At 68.5% G+C, this 23,457-nt stretch carries 25 protein-coding genes and 1 tRNA gene; 22 read left to right on the top strand and 4 right to left on the bottom strand.

What is annotated here, in order from left to right:
- Positions 1-18: 18 nt before the first annotated feature.
- Positions 19-252, bottom strand: a complete 234-nt coding sequence (locus tag BLU04_RS05820) for a hypothetical protein (RefSeq protein WP_157895151.1) — start codon at positions 250-252, stop codon at positions 19-21.
- A gap of 94 nt (positions 253-346) precedes the next feature.
- On the opposite strand from BLU04_RS05820, the gene BLU04_RS05815 reads away from it, so the two are divergent.
- The 16 genes from BLU04_RS05815 (at position 347) to BLU04_RS05740 (ending at position 16,435) form a co-directional block, all read left to right on the top strand.
- Positions 347-2,122: a fumarate reductase/succinate dehydrogenase flavoprotein subunit gene (locus tag BLU04_RS05815; RefSeq protein ID WP_093283385.1), complete on the top strand. Its 1,776-nt coding sequence runs from the start codon at positions 347-349 to the stop codon at positions 2,120-2,122.
- A gap of 155 nt (positions 2,123-2,277) precedes the next feature.
- Positions 2,278-2,448, top strand: coding sequence for a 4Fe-4S binding protein (locus tag BLU04_RS17225; protein ID WP_093288483.1), 171 nt, complete (start codon positions 2,278-2,280; stop codon positions 2,446-2,448).
- A 3-nt stretch (positions 2,449-2,451) separates the two neighbouring features.
- Positions 2,452-3,399: a HEAT repeat domain-containing protein gene (locus BLU04_RS05805; RefSeq protein WP_093283383.1), complete on the top strand. Its 948-nt coding sequence runs from the start codon at positions 2,452-2,454 to the stop codon at positions 3,397-3,399.
- Positions 3,400-3,490: 91 nt separating this feature from the next.
- Positions 3,491-4,456: an aliphatic sulfonate ABC transporter substrate-binding protein gene (locus BLU04_RS05800; RefSeq protein WP_093283380.1), complete on the top strand. Its 966-nt coding sequence runs from the start codon at positions 3,491-3,493 to the stop codon at positions 4,454-4,456.
- Positions 4,457-4,484: 28 nt separating this feature from the next.
- Positions 4,485-5,486, top strand: a complete 1,002-nt coding sequence (locus BLU04_RS05795) for an aliphatic sulfonate ABC transporter substrate-binding protein (protein WP_093283378.1) — start codon at positions 4,485-4,487, stop codon at positions 5,484-5,486.
- Positions 5,487-5,504: 18 nt separating this feature from the next.
- The gene (locus tag BLU04_RS05790; RefSeq protein WP_093283375.1) at positions 5,505-6,356 is read left to right on the top strand and encodes an ABC transporter permease; all 852 of its coding nucleotides are present in this window, start codon (positions 5,505-5,507) and stop codon (positions 6,354-6,356) included.
- A 6-nt stretch (positions 6,357-6,362) separates the two neighbouring features.
- Complete coding sequence (locus tag BLU04_RS05785) at positions 6,363-7,139, top strand: ABC transporter ATP-binding protein (RefSeq protein ID WP_093283373.1); 777 nt, start codon at positions 6,363-6,365, stop codon at positions 7,137-7,139.
- On the top strand, positions 7,123-8,010 hold the full coding sequence (locus BLU04_RS05780) for an ABC transporter permease subunit (RefSeq protein WP_093283370.1): 888 nt from the start codon (positions 7,123-7,125) through the stop codon (positions 8,008-8,010). Before BLU04_RS05785 ends, BLU04_RS05780 begins: the two co-directional genes overlap by 17 nt.
- A gap of 24 nt (positions 8,011-8,034) precedes the next feature.
- Positions 8,035-9,213 (top strand): LLM class flavin-dependent oxidoreductase, encoded by a 1,179-nt coding sequence (locus tag BLU04_RS05775; RefSeq protein ID WP_093283367.1) that lies wholly within the window; start codon positions 8,035-8,037, stop codon positions 9,211-9,213.
- A gap of 18 nt (positions 9,214-9,231) precedes the next feature.
- Entirely contained in the window at positions 9,232-10,428 is a 1,197-nt protein-coding gene (locus tag BLU04_RS05770) for an acyl-CoA dehydrogenase family protein (protein WP_093283365.1), read from the top strand.
- A gap of 130 nt (positions 10,429-10,558) precedes the next feature.
- Complete coding sequence (locus tag BLU04_RS05765; RefSeq protein WP_093283362.1) at positions 10,559-11,557, top strand: GlxA family transcriptional regulator; 999 nt, start codon at positions 10,559-10,561, stop codon at positions 11,555-11,557.
- Between the two features lie 65 nt (positions 11,558-11,622).
- Positions 11,623-12,273 carry an HD domain-containing protein gene (locus BLU04_RS05760; protein ID WP_093283360.1) on the top strand — a complete coding sequence of 217 codons (651 nt, stop codon included), beginning with the start codon at positions 11,623-11,625 and terminating at the stop codon, positions 12,271-12,273.
- Between the two features lie 65 nt (positions 12,274-12,338).
- Positions 12,339-13,295, top strand: coding sequence for an aldo/keto reductase (locus BLU04_RS05755; RefSeq protein WP_093288480.1), 957 nt, complete (start codon positions 12,339-12,341; stop codon positions 13,293-13,295).
- Positions 13,296-13,324: 29 nt separating this feature from the next.
- The gene (locus tag BLU04_RS05750; RefSeq protein WP_093283357.1) at positions 13,325-15,364 is read left to right on the top strand and encodes an FUSC family protein; all 2,040 of its coding nucleotides are present in this window, start codon (positions 13,325-13,327) and stop codon (positions 15,362-15,364) included.
- Positions 15,354-15,548, top strand: a complete 195-nt coding sequence (locus tag BLU04_RS05745; RefSeq protein ID WP_093283355.1) for a DUF1656 domain-containing protein — start codon at positions 15,354-15,356, stop codon at positions 15,546-15,548. The genes BLU04_RS05750 and BLU04_RS05745 overlap by 11 nt, the downstream gene beginning before the upstream one ends.
- Positions 15,545-16,435: an HlyD family secretion protein gene (locus tag BLU04_RS05740; RefSeq protein ID WP_197673042.1), complete on the top strand. Its 891-nt coding sequence runs from the start codon at positions 15,545-15,547 to the stop codon at positions 16,433-16,435. Before BLU04_RS05745 ends, BLU04_RS05740 begins: the two co-directional genes overlap by 4 nt.
- Before the next feature lie 13 nt (positions 16,436-16,448).
- On the opposite strand, the gene BLU04_RS05735 is transcribed toward BLU04_RS05740, so the two are convergent.
- Both BLU04_RS05735 and BLU04_RS17095 read right to left on the bottom strand, forming a co-directional pair.
- Positions 16,449-16,856, bottom strand: a complete 408-nt coding sequence (locus BLU04_RS05735; RefSeq protein WP_093283352.1) for a response regulator — start codon at positions 16,854-16,856, stop codon at positions 16,449-16,451.
- Between the two features lie 6 nt (positions 16,857-16,862).
- Entirely contained in the window at positions 16,863-16,994 is a 132-nt protein-coding gene (locus BLU04_RS17095) for a hypothetical protein (protein ID WP_255360058.1), read from the bottom strand.
- A 269-nt stretch (positions 16,995-17,263) separates the two neighbouring features.
- On the opposite strand from BLU04_RS17095, the gene BLU04_RS05730 reads away from it, so the two are divergent.
- The 6 genes from BLU04_RS05730 to BLU04_RS05705 all read left to right on the top strand — a co-directional run bounded on the left by BLU04_RS05730 (position 17,264) and on the right by BLU04_RS05705 (position 23,152).
- Positions 17,264-19,939, top strand: a complete 2,676-nt coding sequence (locus BLU04_RS05730) for an ATP-binding protein (protein ID WP_157895150.1) — start codon at positions 17,264-17,266, stop codon at positions 19,937-19,939.
- Positions 19,936-20,358, top strand: a complete 423-nt coding sequence (locus BLU04_RS05725) for a response regulator (RefSeq protein ID WP_093283347.1) — start codon at positions 19,936-19,938, stop codon at positions 20,356-20,358. Before BLU04_RS05730 ends, BLU04_RS05725 begins: the two co-directional genes overlap by 4 nt.
- A complete protein-coding gene (locus tag BLU04_RS05720) occupies positions 20,355-20,720 on the top strand; it encodes a response regulator (RefSeq protein ID WP_093283344.1) in 366 nt (121 codons plus the stop codon). The genes BLU04_RS05725 and BLU04_RS05720 overlap by 4 nt, the downstream gene beginning before the upstream one ends.
- A 39-nt stretch (positions 20,721-20,759) precedes the next feature.
- Positions 20,760-21,392 (top strand): response regulator transcription factor, encoded by a 633-nt coding sequence (locus BLU04_RS05715; protein ID WP_197673041.1) that lies wholly within the window; start codon positions 20,760-20,762, stop codon positions 21,390-21,392.
- A gap of 45 nt (positions 21,393-21,437) precedes the next feature.
- Positions 21,438-21,899: a hypothetical protein gene (locus BLU04_RS05710; RefSeq protein WP_093283341.1), complete on the top strand. Its 462-nt coding sequence runs from the start codon at positions 21,438-21,440 to the stop codon at positions 21,897-21,899.
- Between the two features lie 80 nt (positions 21,900-21,979).
- Entirely contained in the window at positions 21,980-23,152 is a 1,173-nt protein-coding gene (locus BLU04_RS05705; protein WP_093283338.1) for a hypothetical protein, read from the top strand.
- Positions 23,153-23,378: 226 nt separating this feature from the next.
- On the opposite strand, the gene BLU04_RS05700 is transcribed toward BLU04_RS05705, so the two are convergent.
- Positions 23,379-23,451: transfer RNA gene (locus tag BLU04_RS05700), tRNA-Ala, on the bottom strand.
- Between the last annotated feature and the right edge of the window lie 6 nt (positions 23,452-23,457).

Raw genomic sequence — 23,457 nt, 5'->3', positions numbered from 1 at the left:
GGCGAAAGCGTTCCTCCCTTAATGGAGGGGCCGGGCAGGGCCGGGACCGGGAACCGCGCCGAACCAGTTCCGGAGGCGATCGGCGTCCCGTTTGGAAAACTGCTCGGCGTGGCGGAGGAGCCACTCCTGTTGCTCCTCCGTATCGCGGGCTTTCAAGGCGGCGACCGCCCCCGGCCAGAGCGAGACCGTGCCCGTCCTCCCCTCCATGGCGAGAAGAGGGATGGAACCGTTTTCTTGAATCAAGAGAGTCATAGGAGATTATTCTTATGTATAATTTACAAGAGAGAACAGCAAGCCAAATCAAAAACTATAGACAAAATCTATAGTTATAGTATTCCATTATGGAATGTCCGATTTAGAACTCCAGGTCGATGTCCTCGTCATCGGCGGCGGCACCGCCGGGTGCGTCGCCGCGATCAAGGCGAAGGAAGCCCTGCCGGAGGGTTCCGTTCTGCTGCTCGAGAAGGCGAACGTGAAGCGGAGCGGCGCGATCGCCTTCGGCATGGACGGGGTGAACAACGCCGTCATCCCCGGCCACGCGACGCCGGAGCAATATGTCCGCGAGATCACCCTCGCCAACGACGGGATCGTCCCCCAGCGGGCGATCCTCGCCTACGCGCAGCAGAGCTTCGGGATGATCCAGGAGCTGGAGGCCTGGGGCGTGAAGTTCCAGAAGACGGCGGCGGGCGATTACGACGTGAAGAAGGTCCACCCGAAGGGGAGCTACGTCCTCCCGATGCCCGAGGGGTACGACATCAAGAAGATCCTCACCCGCGTCCTCCGCCGCACCGGGGTGAAGACCGAGAACCGGATCATGGCGACCCGCGTCCTCGTCCACGAGGGCCGCGCCGTCGGCGCCCTCGGCTTCAACGTGCGGACGGGCGGGTTCGTCGTCATCCGGGCGAAGGCGGTGATCCTCTGCTGCGGCTCGTGCGGCCGCCTCGGCCTCCCCGCCTCGGGCTACCTCATGGGGACCTACGAGAACCCGAGCAACGCCGGGGACGGCTACGCGATGGCCTACCACGCGGGGGCCGAGCTCACGAACATCGAGTGCTTCCAGATCAACCCCCTCATCAAGGATTACAACGGCCCGGCCTGCGCCTACGTCAGCGGCCCCTACGGCGGCCACACGGTCAACGCGAAGGGCCACCGCTTCATGCTCTCCGACTATTGGAGCGGCCAGATGATGCTCGAATTCTACAAGGAACTGAACGGGCCCAACGGGCCGGTCTTCCTGAAGATGAACCACCTCGCGCCGGAGACGGTGACCGAGATCGAGCAGATTCTCCACGCCACGGAGCGCCCCAGCCGGGGCCGCTTCCACGCGGGGCGGGGCGTCCACTACGGGGAGAAGCCGGTCGAGATGGCCGTCTCGGAGATCGGCCTCTGCAGCGGCCACAGCGCCTCGGGCGTCTGGGTGAACGAGTTCGGCGAGACGACGGTCCCCGGCCTCTACGCCGCCGGGGACATGGCCTCCGTCCCGCACGGCTACATGCTCGGCGCGTTCACGTTCGGCAAGATCAGCGCCGGGAGCGCCGTCGCCTATGTCGCGGACAAGGGCCACGCCCCCGCCGACACCGCCCTCGCCGCGCAGATCGAGGCCGAGCGGACCCGCGTCCTCGCCCCGCTCTCCCGCCCCGACGGCATCCAGCCCCACCTCGTCGAATACAAGCTCCGCCGCCGGGTGAACGATTACCTCCAGCCGCCGAAGGCCTCCTACCGGATCGAGCAGGGCCTCGCCTACTTCGAGCAGGCCCGCGAGGACCTCGAGCAGATCGGCGCGGCCCACCCGCACGACCTCATGCGGGCGCAGGAATGCTCCTTCATCCGCGACTGCGCCGAGATGGCCGCCCGCGCCTCCCTCTACCGGACCGAAAGCCGCTGGGGCCTCTACCATTACCGGCAGGACTTCCCCGAGCGCGACGACGCGAACTGGTTCGTCCACGTCAACGTGAAGAAGGGCCAGGACGGCGCGATGAGCCTCTTCAAGCGCCCCGTCGAGCCCTACGTCGTCCCCATCGAGGAGGCCGAACAGGAATTCTACCGCAACCTCCGCATCCGGGAGACCGTCCCCCTCGGCCAGGAACCCTCCGCCGCCGCGCCCGAACCCGCCCTCGCATGAGCACGCCCCCCACCGAAAAGACGCCGCCCCAGAAGGTCGCCGGGAAACTGAAGTTCGCCTCCGAGCGCGAGGCCGCCTTCGTCGCCCGCGAGACGCCGAACCGGCAGACGACCCGGGAGTTCGACGTCCCCGTCGTCGTCGACGAGGCGAAGTGCATCACCGGCTGCCATATCTGCGTCGAGTCGTGCCCCGTCGACTGCCTCGCCATCGACCTCCAGAAGGGCAAGTCCCACATGAAGTTCGACGAATGCTGGTACTGCCTCGCCTGCGAGGCCGACTGCCCGACGAACGCCATCACCGTCAAGATCCCCTACCTGATCCGCTGAGCCGTGAGCCTCTCCACCCTCCCCATTTCCGACCGCCTCCGCAGCCCCGACACCGCCACGCGCCGCCTCGCCCTCGCCGGGATCGAGGACGAGCTCGACGACGTCGTCGCCGCCGACCTTGTCCCCCTCCTCCGCGACGCCGACGTCACGATCCGGAAGCTCGCCGCCGGGGCGCTCGAGGAACTCGGCGACGCCGCCGCGATCCCCGGCCTGATCGAGGCCGCGGGCGACGCCGACGAGGAAGTCGCCCTCGCGGCGGGCGGCGCGCTGCGGGAATTCCGCTCCGCCGACGCCTTCCTCCCCCTCCTCTCCGGCCTCGGCCACCGGGCCGCCCCGGCGCGGGCCGGCGTCCTCGTCGCCCTCCGCCACTTCCCCCTCGCCGGGAAGGGAGCCGCGCTCCAGGCCATCGCCCACCTCGTCGGGGACGCCGCACCCGACGTCCGCCGCGAAGCCGTCATCACCCTCACCCACTCGCGGGACGCCGCCGTCCTCCCCGCGCTCCGCCAGGCGCTGGCCGACGCCGACGCCGAGGTCCGGCGGATCGCCGTCGGGGCCGTCGCCTTCTTCTCCGCGCCGAGCGCCGTCCCCGACCTCGTCGCGGCGCTGAAGGACGCCGATTGGCAGGTCCGCCGCGAGGCCGCCATCGCCCTCGGCCGCTTCCCCGCCACCGAGAGCGCCATCGCGCTCCTCGAACTCCTCCGCGACCCTTTCTGGCAGGTCGCCAAGGAAGCCCTCTCCTCGCTCGGGAAGCTGAAGGCCCCCGCCGCCCGGCAGCTCATCCCCTTCCTCCGCCATCCGGTCACCGACGTCCGCATCGCCGCCGCCCACGCCCTGGGCGAGATCGGCAACGGCAGCCCGGCCACCGCCGCCGCGCTCGAGGACGCCCAGGCCGACATCGATACCGGCGTCCAGAAGGCGGCCCGCGCCGCCCTGGCGAAGCTCGCCTCCTAATGTTTTCCGAACCACCACCACCCACTCCTTCCTCGTCCCGATCTGGTCTACTAAACGCCTAGAGATATAGATCCAAACCAACCCCAAAAAAATGATCCGCACCCGCCTCTTCAAGCACTTCGCCGCCGCGCTCCTCCTCGCCGTCGGCGCCTCCTCCGTCCACGCCGAAACGCTCCCCTCCTCGCTCAAGATCGGCTTCCAGAAATACGGCACCTTCCCGATCCTCAAGGCCCGGGGCGACTTCGAGAAGCGCCTCGCCGCCCTCGGCGTGAAGGTCGAGTGGGTCCAGTTCCCCGCCGGGGTCCCGATCCTCGAGGCCCTCAACGCGAACAGCGTCCAGCTCGGCGAGACCGGCGAGGCCCCGCCCGTCTTCGCCCAGGCGGCCGGCGTCCCTCTCGTCTACGTCGCCTACGAGCCGAAGAACTCGACCAGCGAGGCGATCCTCGTCCCGAAGAACTCCCCCATCAGGACCGTCGCCGATCTCAAGGGGAAGAAGGTCGCCGTCACGAAGGGCTCGAACGCGAACTACTTCCTCGCGAAGGCGCTCGAGGGAGCCGGCCTGAAGTACTCGGACATCACCCCCGTCTACCTCATCCCCGGCGACGGCCTCGCCGCCCTCGGCAGCGGCGCGGTCGACGCCTACTCCGTCTGGGAGCCCTACCAGACCGTCGCCACCCGCTCCCACGACGCCCGCGAGCTCCTCAACGGCGAGAAGACGATCGCGAACTACGAATACTTCCTCGCCCGCCGCGACTTCGCCGAGACCTCGCCGAAGATCCTCGCGATCCTCAAGGAGGAGACGAACAAGGCCGACGCGTGGGCCCTCCAGAACCCCCGCGCCGTCGCCGAGCTCCTCGCCCCCGAGTTGAAGGTCGATGCCGACACCCTCGAGGTCGTCGCGAAGAAGCAGGCCCGGGGCCTCCAGGATCCCGACGACACCGTCCTCGCCTACCAGCAGAGCCTCGCCGACACCTTCCTCTCCATCGGGCTGATCTCGAAGCCGATCGCGGTGAAGGACGCCTTCCTCGGCAAGACCGCGACGACGGCGGCGAAGTAATCCGGACCCACCCACCCGCCTTATCCTCATGAAACGCATCACCCTCTCCACCCTCCGCACGGTCGCCCTCGCCCTCGTCGGCTCGCTCGCCTTCTCCTCCCACGCGAAGGCCGCGCCCGCTTCGACCGAAACAAAGCTCGAAACCCTCAACCTCGACTTCGCCTATTACAACCCCGTCAGCCTCGTCCTGAAACGGAACGGCTGGATCGAGAAGGAATTCGCCGCCGACGGGACGAAGGTCTCCTGGAACCAGAGCCTCGGCAGCAACAAGGCCCTCGAGTTCCTCCGGGCGAAGAGCCTCGACTTCGGCTCGACCGCCGGGGCCGCCGCCTTCCTCGGCCGGGCCAACGGGAATCCGATCCGCGCCGTCTACGTCTACTCGAAGCCCGAGTGGACCGCCCTCGTCACCCGGCCCGAAACCGGCATCAGGACCGTCGCCGATCTCAAGGGGAAAAAAGTCGCCGTCACGAAGGGAACCGATCCCCACATCTTCCTCCTCCGCGCCCTCGCCACGGCGGGCCTCACGGAGAAGGACATCGTCGAGGTGCCGCTCCAGCACAGCGACGGGAAGAACGCCCTCATCAAGGGCGACGTCGACGCCTGGTCGGGCCTCGATCCCTTCATCGGTCAGGTCGAGGTCGAGAAGGGCTACCCGCTCTTCTACCGGAACCCCGACTTCAACAGCTATGGCTTCCTCAACGTCCGCGAGGAATTCGCCAGGGAGCATCCCGCCGCGGTGAAGCGGGTCCTCGCCGTCTACGACAAGACCCGCCTCTGGGTCGTCGCCCATCCCGACGAGGCCCGGCAGATCCTCGCCGAGGAGGCGAAGCTCGCCCCCGAGGTCGCCGCCAAGGTCTGGAGCCGGATCGACTTCTCCAACGGGACGATCGGCCAGCCCCAGATCGAGACGATCAAGGCCTCGGCCTCCGTCCTGAAGCAGAGCGGTGTCATCCCCGCCGAGACCGACGTCGAGAAGACCGTCGCCGACCTCGTCGATCCCGCCTTCCTGCCGAAGGTCGCCGCCAACTAAAAGTCGCCGCCTCCTCCCATGACCGCGGTCGCGCCCTCCCTCCGTCCCTTCCCGGCTTCCCCGCCGGGGAAGCGGGGGGAGGAGCGCGCCCGGGTCGTCCGCCCCCCGCGCGAGGAACGATGGCGCGGACTCGTCGTCCCCGCCCTCCTCCTCCTCGGCTGGGAAGCCGCCGCCCGGAGCCGCCTCCTCGATCCCAGCCTCTTCCCCTCGCCCGAAGCCGTCTGGGCCGAAGGCGCCCGCCTCGCCGCCTCCGGGGAATTGCGGGACCACCTCGCCGCCACCTTCTCCCGCGTCCTCTCGGGCTTCGCCCTCGGCGCGGCCGCCGCCACGCTCCTCGGCTCCCTCGCCGGCTTCTCCCGCTCCCTCCGCGCCTTCCTCGACCCGACGCTCCAGGCCGTCCGCAACGTCCCCTCGATGGCGTGGGTCCCCCTCTTCCTCCTCTGGTTCGGCATCGCCGAGACCGGCAAGCTCGCCCTCATCGCCCTCGGCGCCTTCTTCCCCATCTACCTGAATCTCATGGAAGGGGTCCGCGCCGTCGACCGGAAGCTCGTCGAGGCCGGGCGCACCCACGGCTTCTCCGGCCTCGCCCTTCTCCGGTCCGTCCACGTCCCGGCGGCGCTTCCCGCCTACCTCGTCGGCCTGCGGCAGGGCCTCGCCCTCGCGTGGATGTTCGTCGTCGCCGCCGAGATCATGGGAGCCAGCCGGGGCCTCGGCTTCCTCCTCATCGACGGGGAGACGACGGGCCGCCCGGCCACCCTCCTCGCCAGCTTCCTCCTCTTCGCCGCCTGCGGCAAGGGGACCGACGCCCTCCTCGCCCGCGCCTCCACCCGCCTCCTCCGGTGGCAGGACACCCATTCCGAAAAACGCTGATCCGCCATGCTCGAACTCCATTCCCTCTCCCGCCGCTTCGGCTCCGGCGACACCCGCGCCGGCCTCGGCACCGTCAGCCTCCGGATCGACGAGGGCGAGATCGTCGCCCTCATCGGGCCGAGCGGCTGCGGCAAGAGCACCCTCCTCCGCCTCCTCGCCGGGCTGGAGGAACCCTCGACCGGGAGGGCCCTCTGGCGCGGCCACGAAATCACCCGCACCCGGCCCCGGCACGGGGAGATCGGCGTCGTCTTCCAGGAGCCCCGCCTCCTGCCGTGGTTCACCGTCCGCCAGAACGTCCGCTTCGGCCTCGGGCCGAAACCGCAGCCCGGGGAGGAACCCCTCGTCGACGAAGTCCTCGAACGGGTCGGCCTCACCCGCTTCGCCGCGGCGATGCCGAAGGAACTCTCCGGCGGCATGGCCCAGCGCGTCGGCATCGCCCGCGCCCTCGTCTCCCGCCCCTCCCTCGTCCTCCTCGACGAGCCCTTCAGCGCCCTCGACGCCCTGAACCGGCTCCGCCTCCAGAACCACTTCCTCACCCTCTGGGAGGGAACGGGGCGGACCCTCCTCCTCGTCACCCACGACATCGACGAGGCGCTCCTCTTCGCCAGCCGCATCCTCGTCCTCAGCGGCAGCCCCGGCGAGATCGTCGCCGACTACCGCATCGCCCTCCCCCGCCCCCGCGTCCGGACCGACGCCTCCTTCCAGCATTGGAAGGAGCGGCTCCTCGCCGACCTCGGCCTCGCCGAGGTCCATCCCTTCGCCGACCATGTCCCTCTCATTTGACCTTGCCGCCCCGGTCGCCCTGGCTTCCTCGCCGCCGTCGCGCGAGGAACAACCCCGCCGCGCCCCCTTCGCGTTCTCGCGCTTTTTCCACGACCCCGCGTGGAGCCGCTGGACCGCCTGGACCCTCCCCGCCCTCGTCCTCGTCGCGTGGGAGATCCTCGCCCGCGCCGGCCTCATCTCCTCGCGCCTCCTCCCGCCCCCCAGCGCCGTCCTCGCGTCGGCCTGGACGCTGACCCTCTCGGGCGAGCTGGGGAACGACATTCTCGTCAGCTCCCTCCGCGCCTTCGCCGGATTTGCGATCGGGGCCTCCGTCGGCTTCGCCCTCGGCATCGCCTCCGGCTTCTTCCGCTCCGCCGAGGTCCTCCTCGACACGCCGCTCCAGATGGTGCGGAACATCCCCCTCCTCGCCCTCGTCCCCCTCGTCATCATCTGGTTCGGCGTCGGCGAGACCGCGAAGGTCTTCCTCGTCGCCGTCAGCGTCTTCTTCCCGCTCTATCTGAACACCTGCCACGGCATCCGCTCCGTCGATCCCGCCCTCGTCGAGATGGCCGGGGTCTACGGGGCGACCCGCGCCTCCCTCCTGCGCGACGTCCTCCTGCGGGGCGCCCTCCCCTCGATCCTCCTCGGCGTCCGCTACGCCCTCGGATACATGTGGCTCTTCCTCGTCGTCTCGGAAACCCTCTCCGCCACCTCCGGCATCGGCTACCTCGCCATGGACGCCCGGGAAATGGTGAGAACCGACATCGTCCTCGTCAGCATCGGCCTCTACGCCCTCCTCGGCAAAGCCTCGGACAGCGTCGCCCGCGCCATCGAGCGCCGCTTCGCCTCCTGGCATGCCTCCGTCCAATCGGAGAAGCGCCGCACCCGCTAGATTTCCACCACCCACACCACCACCATGAGCCTTCAATTCCATTGGTTCCTCCCCACCTACGGGGACAGCCGTTACATCGTCGGCGGCGGCCACGGCCTCCCCGCCGGAGTCGCCGGAGGAGCGCGTCCGGCCAACCTCGACTACCTCGGCCAGATCGCCCGGAGCGCCGAGCAGCTCGGCTACGTCGGCGCCCTCACCCCCACCGGGGCCTGGTGCGAGGACGCCTTCATCGTCGACGCCATGCTCGCCTCGGTCACCAAGACCTTCAAATTCCTCGTCGCCGTCCGCCCCGGCCTCATCTCCCCCACCCTCGCCGCGCAGATGGCCGCCACCTTCCAGCGCCACTCGGACAACCGCCTCCTCCTCAACGTCGTCGTCGGCGGGGAGCCCGTCGAGCAGCGCGCCTATGCCGACTTCTCCGACAAATCGGAACGTTACGAGCGGGCCGACGAATTCCTCCAGATCGTCCGCGCCCTGTGGGAGCGGCCCGACGTGAACTTCCAGGGCCGGTTCTACCAGGTCGAGAACGCCACCCTCCCCTACCGGCCCGACGTCATCCCGCCCCTCTACATCGGCGGCTCCTCCGCCGGGGCCGGTCCCGTCACCGCCCGCCACATCGACAGCTACCTCACCTGGGGCGAGCCGACTCCCGCCGTCGCGAAGAAGATCGAGTGGATCCGCGGCCTCGCCGCCGCCGAGGGTCGCCGCGTCCGCTTCGGCATCCGCCTCCACGTCATCAGCCGGGACACCCCGGAAGCCGCCTGGGCCGAGGCGAGCCGCCTCCTCTCCGCCATCGATCCCGAGACGATCCGCCAGGTCCAGGCGGGCCTCGCCCGGAGCGAGGGCGAAGGGCAGAGACGGATGCTCGCCCTCCACAACGGCTCGACCGCCAACCTCGAGATCGAGCCGAACCTCTGGGCCGGCTTCGGCCTCGTCCGGGGCGGCTGCGGGACCGCCCTCGTCGGGAGCCACGCCGAGATCGCCGCGAAGATCAAGGCCTACGCCGCGCTCGGCATCGAGGAATTCGTCCTCTCCGGCGTCCCCCACCTCGAAGAAGCCTACTGGTTCGCCGAGGGCGTCCTGCCCCTCCTCCAAAAGGAAGGCCTCTGGAGCCACCCGCAAGGCCCCGCCGCCGCCTCCTGCGTCCCGAACGAAATCCCCTTCGCCGCCTCGACCAGCCGGAAGCTGGCGAGCGCGAGCTGACCCGCCCATGACCCCTCCATGAGCCGACTCCCTCCCCTCTCGACCGCCGAGACCCGCTCCGCCGCCGTCGGCGCCCTCGCCGAAACCTTCGCCCGGACCGCCGCCGAGCGCGACCGCCTCGGCGGCACCGCCCAGGCGGAGCGCGATCTCCTCCGCGCCAGCGGCCTCCTCACCCTCGCCATCCCCGAGGCCCTCGGCGGACAGGGAGCCCCGTGGCCCGAGATCCTCGGCCACGTCCGCCGCTTCGCCGCCGTCGACGGCTCCCTCGCCCACCTCTTCGGCTTCCAGCACCTCCTCCTCGCCACCGTCGCCCTCTTCGGCAGCGAGGCCCAGCAGGAGTCGTTCTTCCGCCGCACCGTCGAGGGCCGCTGGTTCTGGGGCAACGCCCTCAACCCGCTCGATCCCGGCACCCTCGCCTCGGCGACCGAAGGCGGACGCAGGATCAACGGCAGGAAGAGCTTCAGCTCCGGCTCCGTCGACGCCGACGCTCTCGTTGTCTCCGCCTCCGACGAGGCCCACGGGGGCAAGCTCCTCGTCGGCGTCCTTCCCCTGGCCGAGCGCCGCGACGGCGTCCGCGTCCTCGCCGACTGGGACGCCTTCGGCCAGCGCCAGACCGACAGCGGCGCCGTCCTCTTCGAGAACGTCCTCCTCCGCGACGACGAGATCCTCCGCACCCCCGGCCCCCTCGGCGACATCCGCGCCACCCTGCGTCCCCTCCTCGCCCAATCGATCCTCGTCCACGTCTACCTCGGCCTCGCCGAGGGCGCCTTCGCCGAAGCCCTCCCCCTCGCCTCGGCGGCGACGCGCCCCTGGCTCGCCTCCGGCGTCGAGCGCCCCCAGGACGACCCCTATCTCCTGGCCCGCCACGGCGAGATCGCCCTCGCCCTCCGCTCGGCGGCCCTCCTCGCCGAAGCCGCCGCCCGCTCCCTCCGGCACACCTGGGAAAAGGGAGAAAACCTCACCGAAGCGGAACGGGGCGAAGCCGCCCTCGACATCGCCGCCGCCAAGATCGCCACGACCCGCGCCGCTCTCGACATCCCCTCCAAAATCTTCGACCTCGTCGGAGCCAAGGCCGCCGTCCACGCCGCCCGCCTCGACCGCTTCTGGCGCAACGCCCGCCTCCACACCCTCCACGACCCGATCGACTACAAGGTCCGGGAACTCGGCGTCCATGCCCTCCTCGGCACCCATCCGAAGCCGACCTTTTACTCCTGATCCCGCGGGCGGCCCTGTTGGAAGACACTTCCTGCCGAGAAACTGCGACACCCCGAACGGCTGCGCCGGATGCGCGGCGATTCTGCGCCGGGGCGCTTGACGTTTCCGGCCGGGCTCCGATCCTAGCGGCATGGCCGTCTCCTCCGGAACCAAGCGGATCGTCTTCTTCGGTCTTCCCCCCGTCCGGGAGATCGACCTGATCGGGGCGATCGACGTCTTCGCGACGGCCAACCAGCTCGCGGGCGGGAAACCCCTCTACGAACTCAAGGTGATCGCCGCCGAGCCGGTCCGGGGGAAACGGATCGCGGGGATGTTCGGCCTCTCCCTCTCGTGCGACGGCGATTACCGCGCCTTCCGGGGGGAGATCGACACCCTCCTCGTCCCCGGCGGACGGGGCGTGGAGGAACGGAAGGCCGCCCCCGCCGCGATCGCCTGGCTGCGGAAGGCGGCTTCGCGCAGCCGCCGCGTCGGGTCGATCTGCACCGGCACCTTCCTGCTGGCCCAGGCCGGGCTCCTCGACGGGAAGCGGGCGGCGACCCACTGGGCCTTCGCCGCCGACCTGGCGAAGCGTTACCCGAAGGTCGGCGTCGACCCCGAGCCGATCTGGATCCAGGACGGCAACTACTACACCTCGGCGGGCGTCACCTCGGGGATCGATCTTTCGCTCGCCCTTCTCGAGGAGGACCACGGGGCAGCCCTCGCCCTCGACGTCGCCCGGATGATGGTCGTCTTCCTGAAGCGGCCCGGGAACCAGGCCCAGTTCAGCGTCTCCCTCGCCGCGCAGAAGACGGAGAGCAAGCCTCTTCATGAGCTCCGCGTCTGGATGGCGGAGCATCTCTCCGCCGATCTCTCCGTCGAGGCCCTGGCCCGGCGCGTGGCGATGAGCCCGCGCAACTTCCAGCGCGTCTTCGCCGGGGAGGCGGGCAAGCCGGTCGCCCGCTACGTCGAGGAACTGCGGATCGAGGCCGCGCGCCGCCACCTCGAGCGGACGACGCAGAGCCTCGACGAGATCGCCGGGCGCTGCGGCTTCAAGTGCGCCGACACGATGGGCCGCGCCTTCGTCCGCTCGCTCCACGCCACGCCCGGCGAATACCGCAGCCGGTTCCGTTCCTCCGGGATCGGCAAATAGGCATGGCACGAATCGTCGGCACGATGGCATAGGGGATCGACCGGGGGCGGGACCATGATGGTCCCATGAGCATCAGCACCACCTCGATCGCCGGCATCCGCATCCCCGACAGCAAACTGGCCCGCGAGGCCACCGAACTGGTCCGCGACACCGAGTCGCCCCTCCTCTTCCACCACTCGACCCGGGTCTACCTCTGGGGGGCCCTCGCCGGGGCCCGCCGGAAGCTGAAGTTCCATCCGGAGCTCCTCTACATCGGCGCGATGTTCCACGACATCGGGCTGACCCCGCAGTATCGCAGCGGGACCGAGCGGTTCGAGGTCGACGGGGCGAACGCGGCCCAGGACTTCCTGCGGCGGCACGGGATCGACCAGCCCCTGATCGACATCGTCTGGGACGCCATCGCCCTCCACACCACGCCGGGCATTCCGAAGCACAAGAAACCGGAGGTCGCCCTCGTCACCGCCGGGGTCGAGATGGATGTCCTCGGCCTCGGCTACCTCGACGTCCCCGACGCGCAGCGGGAGGCCGTCGTCGCCGCCCATCCCCGGGGCGACCACTTCAAGGAACAGATCATCCACGCCTTCAACGAAGGCTTCCGCCACAAGCCCGAAACGACGTTCGGCACCGTGAACGACGATGTCCTCGCCCTCCACGACCCCGCGTTCAAGCGGGCCAACTTCTGCAGCATCATCCTGAACTCGGCCTGGCGCGAATAGCGCCGGGGATCAAACCGATGGACCCCTGGCCGCCGCTCCTCTTCAAACCCCGCATCAAGGAATTCATGAACATCGATCCGACATGGGAACCCCCCATCGACCTCCGCCTCGCCACACTCCCCCTCGCCTCGGGGGCCGGGGCGATCCCCGCCCTCGGCTTCGGGACGCTGATCGTCGGCCCCGCCGAGACCCGGCGGGCGACCGCCGATGCCTTGCGGGCCGGATTCCGCCACCTCGACTGCGCCGAACGGTACCGGAACGAGCGCGAGGTCGGCGAGGCGCTCCGGGCCGGGTTCGAGAGCGGGGCAATGACCCGCGAGGAGGTCTTCCTCACCACGAAGCTGTGGAATACCAATCACCGGCCCGAGCGGGTCGAACCGGCGTTCGATGCCAGCTGTGCCCGGCTGGGGGTCGATTACATCGACCTCTATCTGGCCCACACGCCGTTCGCCTTCGCGCCCGGAGCCGAGATGGACCCGCGCGACGAAGAGGGCAGGATCGTCTACGACGACGGCGTCACCCTTCTCGAAACTTGGCGGGCGATGGAACGCCTCGTCGATCAGGGCAAGTGCCGGGCGATCGGCCTCTCCGACGTCACCCTCGAAACGCTGATTCCCCTCTACGAGGCCGCGCGGATCAAGCCCGCCGTGATCCAGGTCGAGTCCCACCCCTATTTGCCCCAGACGGAGCTGCTCGAATTCTGCCATGCGAAGGGGATCGTCTTCCTCGCCTTTGCGCCCCTCGGCCACGGCATCCGGCCCGGCCCCCTCGACGACCCGGTGATCGTCGCCCTCGCCCGGGAGTATTGGCTGACCCCCGCCCAGGTCCTCCTCGCCTGGGGCATCCAGCGCGGCACGGCGATCCTCACCACCCCGAAGAGCCCCGCACGGGCCCGCGAGAGCCGCGCGCTCCTCCCCCTTCCCCAATCGGCGCTCGACGAGATCGACGCGATTCCGACGCGGATCCGCCTCAACTCGGTGGTGGAGACCGGCGTTCCCGGCTTCATCGCCCGGGGCCGCTGAGCGCCGCGAACGATCCGAACGGAACGGCCATGATCCACCTCACTCCAGCACGACGCGAGGCGTTCGCCTTCGGGCTCCGCAGCTGGCTGGCCTGCGTCCTCGCGCTTTATCTGGCGTTCCTGCTGCAGATCGACGAGCCGCTGTGGGCGGCCCTGACGGTCTGGCAGGTGATCCAGCCCGCACCGGGCATGGCGATCTCGAAGGGGTTCTACCGGATGGTCGGCGTCGTGATCGGGGCCCTCATGGGGATAGTCCTGATCGCCCTCTTCTCCCAGACGCCCGAACTCTTCATCGTGGCGTTGGCGCTCTGGGTCGGCGCCTGCACCGTCGCCGCCTCGCTGCTCACCCGCTTCCGCGGCTTTGCCGGCGTCTCGGCCGGGTTCATGACGGCCCTGGTCGGTCTGGGGGCCTATCACGCGCCGGAGAAGGTCTTCGATATCGCGATGGCCCGGGGTGCGGCGACCCTCATCGGGATCGCCTGCTCCCTCCTGGTGACGACTCTCTTCGCCCCCCGGCGGGCCCAGGCCGCGCTCATCCAATCGCTCCGCCAGGCGATCTCCGACACGGCCCGCCGCGCCGCCTTTCCGCTGGAAGGCGCGTTGGCCGACCGCTTCGCCCTGGGACCGTCGCTGGCCGGATCGCTGGTCGGACTCGAGCCCGTGATCGAGTTCGCCGCGCAGGAATCGGCGCGCGGGCGGCAGAGCGCCGGCCCGGCCCGCCGCCTCGTGGCCGACCTCTTCGCGGTCCTCACCGCGAAGCGGGCGCTGGAGGAATACCTGGGCCGCGTCGGCCTGGGCCGGGATGCCGGGAGCATCGCCCTCTACCGCGAAGGGATGGCGCTGCTCGATCAGGTGCCCGCGATGATGGCGGCGGGGAAGGAGGCCGAGCTCCTCGAGAAGACCCGCGCCTATCACCGGCGGGTGCGCGAGGCGGCGAGGGCGACCTCCTCCCCCCGGATCGACGACCGCTTGGCCGACCTCGCCGCCCACCTGGAACGGGCGCTGACCCTCTGCCTCGCCCTCCAGGACGAATCGCGATCGGCTCCCCCTTCGGATCGGGCTTTCCGCCTCCACTTCCACCGCGACCGCCAGGCCGCCGCGATCAACGGCGCGCGCTCCTTCCTCGCCGTCCTTCTCGCCGGGGCCTTTTGGATCGGGAGCCAATGGTCGGCGGGGCCCTTCCTGATCATTCCGATCGTCATGGTCTGCAGCATCTTCGTCTCGGCCCCCTATCCCGAGGCGGCGGCGCTGAATTTCATGAAGGGGGCCGCCTGCGGCATCGGAGCGGCCTACCTCTGCACCTATCACTTCCTCGCGGGGACCGGCGACTTCGCCCTCTTCGCCGCCTCGGAGGCGCTCTTCCTGATCCCCGCCGCGATGATCCAGCTCAACCCCCGCCGCACCGCCTTCGGCCTGGCCTACGGCATCTTCTTCTTCCTCGTCGGGGAGCCGTCCAATGCGATGACGTTCAACCCGGCGGCCTTCTTCAACAGCGCGCTCGCCATCCTGACCGGGGCGCTCGTCGCCACCCTGGCCTTCCGGCTCTTCATGCCGCCCGACCCGCGGCGCGCCCGCCGCCACGTGGTTTCCCGCATGCGGAGCGGCCTGAAGGAAATGGCGGAGCAGGAACCGATCCCCGCCCACTCCGAGTGGCAGACGCGGAACTTCGACCGGGTCTATCGCCTTTGCGATCCCGCAAACCCCTCGGCGATCCGGGGGAGCCAGGCCCGCGAATGGTACGAGGGCGGCCTGGCGACGGTTCACGCGGGCAACGAGGTGCTGCGGCTGCGCCACCTCCTCCGCGAGGGCGCGTTGCCCGAGCGGGCGGCAACGCTCGGGCGCTCCCTCCTGCGCGCCGTCGCCGACATCGCGGCCGAACCCGAGGCCGTCTCTCCCGCCATCCGGAGGACAACCGCCGCCTTGGCCGCCATGACGCCGCCGACGGAAAACCCCGGAGCCTGGGACCGCCTCCTGGCCGTCGCGGACGAACTCGAGGCGTTCTTCGCGGCCCACTCCCGCTTTTTGAACCCGGAACGGAAGCCGATGAACGAAAGGATCTATGGAACATGAAATCAACCTCGCGGGCCTCTACGTCTCGCCCTTCGTCGTCGTGCTCGCGCTCGGCGCGGCGGCGTTCCTGCCGCTGCGCGCCCTCCTCGACGCCCTTCAATTCGACCGATACGTCTGGCATCGGCCCCTCGCCGAGGCCTGCCTCTTCGTCATCACCCTGGGCCTGCTGGCCCTCATTCTATGAACCTCATGAAACCGATCGACTTCCACTCCGAGACGACGAAACGTTACGCCCGCACGGGCCTCATCGTCGTGCTGGCGGCGCTCTCCGGCTGGGCGCTCTGGTATCACTACCAGCTCGCGCCGTGGACCCGCAACGGACGGGTGCGCGTCCAGGTCGCCAACGTCGCCCCCGAGATCGGCGGTAAAATCGTCGGGATCATGGTCCGCGACAACCAGCGCGTGAAGAAGGGCGATCCGCTTTTCGCCCTCTGCGACGACGACTACCGCTTCGCCCTCGCGCAGGCCGAGGCCCAGGTCGAGGCGACCGGAGCCGAAATGGAGGTGCAGAGGGAGAACGCCGCCCGCCGGGAAAGAATCGGCCCGATGGCCGTCTCCCAGGAGGAGATCGAGACGGCCTCCAGCGCGGCCGTCCGCGCCCATGCCGCCCACGCCGCCGCCGTCGCGGCCCGCGATCAGGCCCGGCTCAACCTCGACCGGACGGTGATCTCCGCGCCGGTCGACGGCTACGTCACCAACCTCGCGATGCGGATCGGCGACTTCGCCCGCCCGGGCGAGATCAAGGTGAGCCTCGTCGACGAGCATTCCTTCTGGATCTCCGCCTACTTCGAGGAGACGAAGCTCCCCCGCATCCACGAGGGCAATCGGGTGCGGATCCGGCTCATGGGCGTCGGCCCCGAACTCGAAGGGAAGGTCGACAGCATCTCGCGCGGCATCGCCGACGCCAACACCGCCACGGGAGCGCAGAACCTCCCCGCCGTCGATCCCGTCTTCACCTGGGTCCGCCTCGCCCAGCGGATCCCGGTGCGGATCGAGATCGGCGAGGTGCCGGAGGGCGTCGTCCTCGCCGCCGGGCAAACGTGCACCGTGGTGGTCCGGCCTTCCCGGTAAGCGCCCTTGCGGCTTACGAATTCAGGCCGACCGCCGAATATTCGGCGAACCGCCGCTGCTGCTCGCAGGCGACGGTGATCAGGCTGGCGAAGGTGCGGGTATCGAACGGCTTCACGACATAGGCCGCGAAGCAGGCGCGGGTCTCGCTCCGCAGGGGGAAATGGTCGGGATGGGCGGTCAGGGCGATGACGGGGACATGGGCCGTCGCGGAGTGCCTGCCGAGGCACCGGGCCAGCGTGACGCCGTCGGCGTCGGGGAGATCGAGGTCGGTGACGATGGCCTCGGGAGCGAGGCCGCCCGAGATCATCCGCATCGCCTCGTCGGCCCGATCGGCACGGGAGACCTCGTGCCCGCTCCCCTCGAGAACGAAGCGGAGAAGCTTGGCGTCCAATTCCCGGTCTTCGACGATAAGGATCTTCATGGCCGTTCAGCGTGCCGCCACCATCGTGGCCGTCGTCGCCTTCGCCTGCCCGGCCTGGGCCGAATGAGGGTGGAGGCGATCGTGTTGCGAGGAGATCACGATCAACATCCCCACGGCGAATAAAATGCGTCTCGTCATACTCCCATCATGGAGAAACAGGAGGCGGCCCGGTATCGGACGGCCCCGCTAAATGAAGTAGGACATGTCTGACCACCCTTCCGGATGCCACCTAGGTGAGGCAACTTAGGTCGTGTCAACGAACCCCGGCGGGGCGCGTTGGGGTTCGTTGACACGACCTAGGCCTGGGTATTTTCATGCCCCGCCCTTCCGCGATTAGTGTTGCCTCTCCCCGGCCCCTCCGCTTTCCTTTTTTCAGGGGATCAGCGTCCTTTCCTCTCCTTCACCCAATGGAACAGTCCCGTCCGCTGCCCTTTTACTCCGGGGTGTTCTGGATCACCCCGGCCATCCTCCTTTTCGGCACCCTCACGGCGTTGCTGGGAGGCGCCACCGTCGTCCAGTGGCTCCGCCACGAGACCTTCCTCCTCCATATCGGGCCGGGAAACCCGATCCTCGTCCTCCACTTCAACTCGGCCCTCTGCTTTTTCCTCGGCGGCCTCGCCCTGATCGCCTTCGGCATCGAGTGGCGCCGCCTCGCCCTGGTCCTCGGGGGCGTCACCTTCGCCCTCAGCGGGGCGACCCTCGTCGAATACTTCGCCAACGTCGACCTCGGCATCGACCAGGCCGTCGTCCGCGCCTACATCACCTCGAATTTCGCCCACCCCGGGCGGATGTCGGAGATCACCTCGACGAATTGGTTCCTCCTCAGCCTCGTCATCTTCATCGAGGCCCTCGCCCGGCCCGGCGGCTGGCGGTTCGTCGCCACCTGCTTCCTCTCCTCCCTCGTCCTCGCCAACAACGGCATGGCCCTCGTCGGCTACTGGATCGGCCTCCCCGACTCCTACACGTGGGGGATCTTCCACCGCGTCACCCTCCAGACCGCCGTCTGCTTCTGCTGCCTCGGCTTCGGCTTCGTCCTCCACACGCTGCGGAACGTCCCCATGGGAGGGCGGAAGGACGCCCGGGGGCTCCCCCTCGCGGCGGGGCTCGGCGTCTTCACCGCCTCCCTCATCCTGTGGCAGGTCCTCCTCGCGGGGAACCGGTGGCAGGTCTTGAACGACATGGACGCCGTCCGCACCACCCTCGGTGCGCAGATGATCGAGCAGATCGACTCCCGCGTCCGCGCCCTGGAGCGGATGGGCAAGCGGGTCGAGGTCCGGCCCGGCGGGATGACCTTCGGGGAGTGGCAGACCGACGCCCTCTTCTACATCGAGCATGAGCGGGTCTTCCGCGGCATCGCCCGGACCCGGGCCGACGGCCATGTGATGTGGTGGGTCCACGACGAGAGCGGCCTCGAGCCGAAACCCGGCGGCACCCTCGGCGACCCCGTCTTCCAGAAGGAGGCGATGGACCGCGCCGAGGGCGGCGGCGGCACCGTCGCCAGCCGGATCGACCAGATCGGCGACGCCACTTCGGGAAGCCGCCCGATCGAGGGTTTCGTCACCTGGTTCCCCATCTACAAGAACGGCCGGCTCGACGGCTTCATCGCGGGCTGCTTCGACGCCCGCCAGCTCCTCGCCCGGATCGACGTCGGCAACGGCCTCGGCAAGTTCTCCTTCCGGGTCCGCGAGGGGGACCACGTCCTCTACAGCCGGGGCGATTTCGACCAGGAACCCTACCGCCAGACCTTCCCCCTCGATTACCTCAACCTCGGCTGGCAGATCGACATCGAGCCCGGCCCGCTCCTCCTGGCCCGGGAGAACTCCCACCTCGCCTACCTCATCCTGATCCTCGGCCTCCTCTTCTCCGGGGCGCTGAGCATGGCCGTCTCCAGCTACCAGAAGGCGCGGAGGCAGACCCGGGCCGTCCGCGCCATCGAGACCATCCTGCGCGAAAGCGAGGAACGCTACCGTCTCCTGGTCTCGAACGTCCAGGATTACGCCATCTACCCCCTCGGCCCCGACGGCCGGATCGCGGGATGGAACACCGGTGCCGAGCGGCTCCACGGCTACAAGGCCGACGAGGTCCTCGGCCAGGACGTCTACTTCTTCTACCCGCCCGACGAGATCCCCCGGGACCGGCCCGATCCGATCCGCACCGCGCGCGAGGAGGGCCGCAACGCCGAGGAAGGCTGGCGGATCCGCAAGGACGGCACCCGCTTCTGGGCCAACGTCACCATCACCGCCCTGCGGAACGAGGCCGGGGAGATCTTCGGCTTTTCCAAGATCACGCGCGACCTCACCAAGCAGAAGGAAACCACGGCCCTCCTCGCCCAGCGGAACGCCGCCCTCGAGATCGCCATGGCCCGCGTCGAGGAAGTCAGCCGGCTGAAGAGCGAATTCCTCTCGAACATGTCCCACGAGCTGCGGACCCCCCTGAACAGCGTCATCGGCTTCTCCGAGTTCCTCCGGGACCAGAAACCGGGCCCCCTCAACGCCGACCAGCGGGAGTACCTCGACGACGTCCTGAAGAGCGCCCACTACCTCCTCCAGCTCATCAACGACCTCCTCGACCTCGCCAAGATCGAGGCCGGACGGATGGAACTCCTGCTGGAGAGCTTCTCCCTCCGCGCCCACGCCGAGGAGGTCGTCTCCCAGATGCGGCCCCTGCTGGAGAAAAAGGGCCTCCACTTCGTCTCCCGCCTCGAGGTCGAGACCGTCGTCCTCGACCCCAAGAAGATCCGCCAGATCCTCAACAACCTCCTCTCCAACGCGATCAAGTTCACCCACGCCGAGGGAAAGATCGAGCTCGCCATCGTCCCCGCCGGGGAGAACCAGATCGAGATCATCGTCCGGGACACCGGCATCGGCATCAAGGAAGAGGACTTCGACCGCCTCTTCGGCGAGTTCCAGCAGCTCGATTCGGGCGTTTCCCGCCGCTACCAGGGGAGCGGACTAGGGCTGGCGCTCACGAAAAAACTCGTTACACTCCATGGGGGGGCCATCCGGGTGGAAAGCGTCTTTTCGATGGGTAGCACCTTTATCGTCACCCTGCCAAAACACGCCGTCACCTCACCTTCCTCATGAGCGCCGCCCACGTCCTAGTCGTCGAAGACAACGAGATGAACTTCAAGCTGGCCCAGCGCCTCCTGGAGATCGAGGGCTACCGCGTCTCCCACGCCCCCGACGCCGAGAGCGCCCTCGTCCAGATCCGGGAACAGATCCCCGACCTCATCGCCCTCGACATCCAGCTCCCCGAGATGGACGGCTTCACCTTCGCCGAGATCATCAAGAAGGACGCGGCGACCCGGGACATCCCCATCCTCGCCCTCTCCGCCCACGCCATGCAGGAAGACGTCCTGCGGGCCAAGGCCATCGGCATCGACGGCTACATCACGAAGCCGATCGACACCCGGAAATTCCCCGAGCAGGTCGCCTCCTGCCTCGCGAAGCGGAAAAAAGCATCGGAAGCCGCCTCCGAAAATCCCGCCCCCCCCGCGCCATGACCATCCTCCTCATCGAGGACGAGGAAGGCGACCTCAAGCTCGTCACCCGCATCCTGGCCCACGAGGGCCATCGGATCATCGGCGTCCACAGCGCCGAGGAGGCCATCGACCTCCTCGATGCCGACCGGGAACACCCCGAAGTCATCCTCACCGACCTCCGGCTCCCCCGGATGGACGGCGTCACCCTCGCCCGCCACCTCAAGGCCGACCCGAAGACCGCCGCCATCCCCGTCGCCGCCATGAGCTCCCACATCGAGTCCTACACCGTCGCCGAGATGATCGCCGCCGGCTTCGCCCTCATCCTGCCGAAGCCCCTCAGCGGCCGCACCCTCCCCCAGCAGCTCGTCGCCCTCCTCGCCTGATCCCCTTTCCCAAAAAAACGCCCCCCCCTGGAGCCCCCCATGTCCGAACCCATCCCCGTCCTCATCGTCGATGACCTCGAACCGAACCGGAAACTCCTCAAAGTCCTCCTCAAGGCCGAGGGCTACCCCGTCCTCGAGGCCGAGAACGGCACCCAGGCCCTCGAACTCCTCCGCTCCACCCCCGGTCCCCTCGTCGGCCTCATCGACTGGGAGATGCCCGGGCCGACCGGCGTCGAAGTCTGCGCCGAGATCAAGAAGGAGAAAGACAAGCTCCCCCCCCGCTTCCTCATCCTCCTCACCGTCCGCGACGCCCGGCAAGACATCGTCACCGGCCTGAAATCGGGCGTGAACGATTACGTCACGAAGCCCTTCGACCAGTCGGAGCTCCTCGCCCGCATCGCCATCGGCATGGAGATGGTCACCCTCCAGACCACCCTCGCCCAGCGCGTCGACGAGCTCCAGCACGCCATGGCCGAGATCAAGCAGCTCAACGGCCTCGTCCCCATCTGCTCCTACTGCAAGAAAATCCGCGACGACAAGAACTACTGGCACCAGCTGGAACGCTACATCTCGAGCAAGACCGACGCGAAGTTCAGCCACGGCATCTGCCCCGACTGCTACGAGACCGTCGTGAAGAAGGAACTCGAAGAGATGGAGAAGGGCGAGTTCTAACACCCCCCCTTGCTGGGAGGAGCCCGAAGCGATATAGTGGAACGCATGCACCGCCCCTCCCATTCGATTCCTTGGGCGCTGTGGTACGCCTTCCTGGCCGTTCTCTGCGGCTCCCTCCTGCAGGTCCTCCTCGCCTTCCCCGAGTTCAACTCCGCCCACGTCCGCCCGCGCGATCCCGAGGATCTCGTCCCCCCTGTCCTCCTGCTCCGGCTCTTCGCCATCGCCCCGTTCTGGCTCGTCGTCCTCTGGCCCCTCCACGCCTTCGTCTCGAAGCGGGCGTGGATCTGGAACGGCTTCCTCGCCGTTCCCCTCGCCCTTGCCTTCAGCGCCGCCCTCGTCGTCCTGCTGAAGCGGTTCAACCCGGTCTACGAATCGTCGCTGAACTACTCGAACCTCCTCCTCCCCTTCACCCTCGGCATCAGCGGAGGCACATGGCTCGCCGCCTGCCTCCTCCAGGGCCGCCGCCTGAAGAAACGGCGCTGGGACGCCGGAGCCGCCCCGCATTAGCGCATTGGTTTAACGAAATCAAAGAGACCGGAAACGCCCCGGGGCTTGATTTCAAGGGCTTCGCGGGGCATCAACGGAAGATGGCCATTCAGGTTTCGTCCTCCGGCAAAACGGGCATCGTTTTCCTCCTTTTCTTCGCCCTGCTCTGGAACGGCATCTGGATCACCACCGTCGTTAAAAAACAGAGCCACCTCATGGAGGGAGGTCCGCAGAACCTTCTCTTTCTCCTCTTCCCCCTCATCGGGATCGGCATCGTCGTCTTCCTGATCCGGACGATTGGAAGCGCCCTGCGCCATGGAAAGACCCGCTTTGAATCCGAGGAGGAAATTCCCGCCTTCACCCTCGGTGCCCCGTTGAAAGGGACGATCCGCTTTGACCGACCGCAGCCCTCACCCCCCTCCTCCAGCCGGGGCTATTCCTACCTCTTGACCCTTTCCTGCACGGAGAGTTCGGGAAGCGGCAAAGACCGGAGCACCACAACCGTCTGGACCAGCAGGCACCCCGCCACCGCCCTCCCCGACGGCACGATCCCGGTCTCCTTCCTCATGCCCGGGGAGAACGAGATCATGAGCCGCTACGGCCAATCGGGAGGCAATATCGCGTGGACAATCTCCGTCGCCGACGAGGCGAAATCGTTCTTCGCCTTCAGCGCCTCCTATTCCGTCCCCGTCGCCCCAAGGGAACTCACCCCCATGGAGCAAAGCGCGACCGAGACGGCCCGGATCGCCCACCGGAAAGAGGTCGAGGCCTACCGGCCCCCCGCCACCTCCCGCATCGTCGTCCGAGCCAGCGGGATCGAAGGGACCGAGTTCTATTTCCCCGCCGGATTGAATGCGAAGATGGCCCCCTTCCTCGGCGTCATGATCCTCGTCTTCGGAGGCGTGGCCTTCCTCATCTGGAAAAAAAGCAATGCTCCCTTCTTCTTCCCCCTGATCTTCGGCCTCGTCGCCGTGATCCTCGTTTACAGCCTCGCCCAAACCCTCTTCGGCACGATTCGGACCGTCGCGGGACCGGAGGGTCTGGTTGTCACCCGCTCGCTGCTGGGGTGGACCCGGACGAAGCGGATCGCGGCGGCGGGGATCACCCGCTTCAAGACCGCCGTCCTGATGACCTCGGGAGGAAAGGCCTATCACACGATCCAGGCGGTCTGCGGGGAGAAGACAGTCAATTTGAGCCCGAATCTGGGGGATCTGCTGGAGGCGGAGGCGTTGGCGGGGCAGATCGGGAAGTGCGTGGGGGGGGAACGCGCGTAGCGTAACTCATCCTTGGATGCGCCATTTAACGCCAAGGGGATTGGCCTCCCGGCCCTGCAAATTAGTTGAGCCCCTTTTTTGTTGGAGTCGCTGCCGCGACGGCAGTCGAACCGGGGTCGCCTTTTCTGCTGAAAAAGCGGCGGTGGGATGGTCGGCTCTTCGCCGCCGGGGAGAACTTTCTTGCGCGTTTCGCGCAAGGGGCTCGAATCCCCTAGGCTCCACGCCGTGGAGCCTAGGGGATTCGAACCCCTGACCTCCTCAATGCCATTGAGGCGCTCTACCAACTGAGCTAAGACCCCTTCACG

The organism is Verrucomicrobium sp. GAS474, from assembly GCF_900105685.1.
GTDB lineage: Bacteria > Verrucomicrobiota > Verrucomicrobiia > Methylacidiphilales > GAS474 > GAS474.
The sequence above is the reverse complement of the archived record's forward strand: the minus strand, read 5'-3'. Positions and strand labels throughout refer to the sequence as shown.

Bases quoted from the DNA above. Each gene is read 5' to 3' on its own strand.
- BLU04_RS05755 (WP_093288480.1), top strand. From the start codon at position 12,339: ATGAACATCGATCCGACATGGGAACCCCCCATCGACCTCCGCCTCGCC.
- BLU04_RS05775 (WP_093283367.1), top strand. From the start codon at position 8,035: ATGAGCCTTCAATTCCATTGGTTCCTCCCCACCTACGGGGACAGCCGT.
- BLU04_RS05750 (WP_093283357.1), top strand. From the start codon at position 13,325: ATGATCCACCTCACTCCAGCACGACGCGAGGCGTTCGCCTTCGGGCTC.
- BLU04_RS17095 (WP_255360058.1), bottom strand. From the start codon at position 16,994: ATGACGAGACGCATTTTATTCGCCGTGGGGATGTTGATCGTGATCTCC.
- BLU04_RS05790 (WP_093283375.1), top strand. From the start codon at position 5,505: ATGACCGCGGTCGCGCCCTCCCTCCGTCCCTTCCCGGCTTCCCCGCCG.
- BLU04_RS05730 (WP_157895150.1), top strand. From the start codon at position 17,264: ATGGAACAGTCCCGTCCGCTGCCCTTTTACTCCGGGGTGTTCTGGATC.
- BLU04_RS05785 (WP_093283373.1), top strand. From the start codon at position 6,363: ATGCTCGAACTCCATTCCCTCTCCCGCCGCTTCGGCTCCGGCGACACC.
- BLU04_RS05795 (WP_093283378.1), top strand. From the start codon at position 4,485: ATGAAACGCATCACCCTCTCCACCCTCCGCACGGTCGCCCTCGCCCTC.
- BLU04_RS05760 (WP_093283360.1), top strand. From the start codon at position 11,623: ATGAGCATCAGCACCACCTCGATCGCCGGCATCCGCATCCCCGACAGC.
- BLU04_RS05725 (WP_093283347.1), top strand. From the start codon at position 19,936: ATGAGCGCCGCCCACGTCCTAGTCGTCGAAGACAACGAGATGAACTTC.
- BLU04_RS05765 (WP_093283362.1), top strand. From the start codon at position 10,559: ATGGCCGTCTCCTCCGGAACCAAGCGGATCGTCTTCTTCGGTCTTCCC.
- BLU04_RS05745 (WP_093283355.1), top strand. From the start codon at position 15,354: ATGGAACATGAAATCAACCTCGCGGGCCTCTACGTCTCGCCCTTCGTC.
- BLU04_RS05720 (WP_093283344.1), top strand. From the start codon at position 20,355: ATGACCATCCTCCTCATCGAGGACGAGGAAGGCGACCTCAAGCTCGTC.
- BLU04_RS05715 (WP_197673041.1), top strand. From the start codon at position 20,760: ATGTCCGAACCCATCCCCGTCCTCATCGTCGATGACCTCGAACCGAAC.
- BLU04_RS05710 (WP_093283341.1), top strand. From the start codon at position 21,438: ATGCACCGCCCCTCCCATTCGATTCCTTGGGCGCTGTGGTACGCCTTC.
- BLU04_RS05705 (WP_093283338.1), top strand. From the start codon at position 21,980: ATGGCCATTCAGGTTTCGTCCTCCGGCAAAACGGGCATCGTTTTCCTC.
- BLU04_RS05800 (WP_093283380.1), top strand. From the start codon at position 3,491: ATGATCCGCACCCGCCTCTTCAAGCACTTCGCCGCCGCGCTCCTCCTC.
- BLU04_RS05735 (WP_093283352.1), bottom strand. From the start codon at position 16,856: ATGAAGATCCTTATCGTCGAAGACCGGGAATTGGACGCCAAGCTTCTC.
- BLU04_RS05780 (WP_093283370.1), top strand. From the start codon at position 7,123: ATGTCCCTCTCATTTGACCTTGCCGCCCCGGTCGCCCTGGCTTCCTCG.
- BLU04_RS05740 (WP_197673042.1), top strand. From the start codon at position 15,545: ATGAACCTCATGAAACCGATCGACTTCCACTCCGAGACGACGAAACGT.
- BLU04_RS05820 (WP_157895151.1), bottom strand. From the start codon at position 252: ATGACTCTCTTGATTCAAGAAAACGGTTCCATCCCTCTTCTCGCCATG.
- BLU04_RS05815 (WP_093283385.1), top strand. From the start codon at position 347: ATGTCCGATTTAGAACTCCAGGTCGATGTCCTCGTCATCGGCGGCGGC.
- BLU04_RS05770 (WP_093283365.1), top strand. From the start codon at position 9,232: ATGAGCCGACTCCCTCCCCTCTCGACCGCCGAGACCCGCTCCGCCGCC.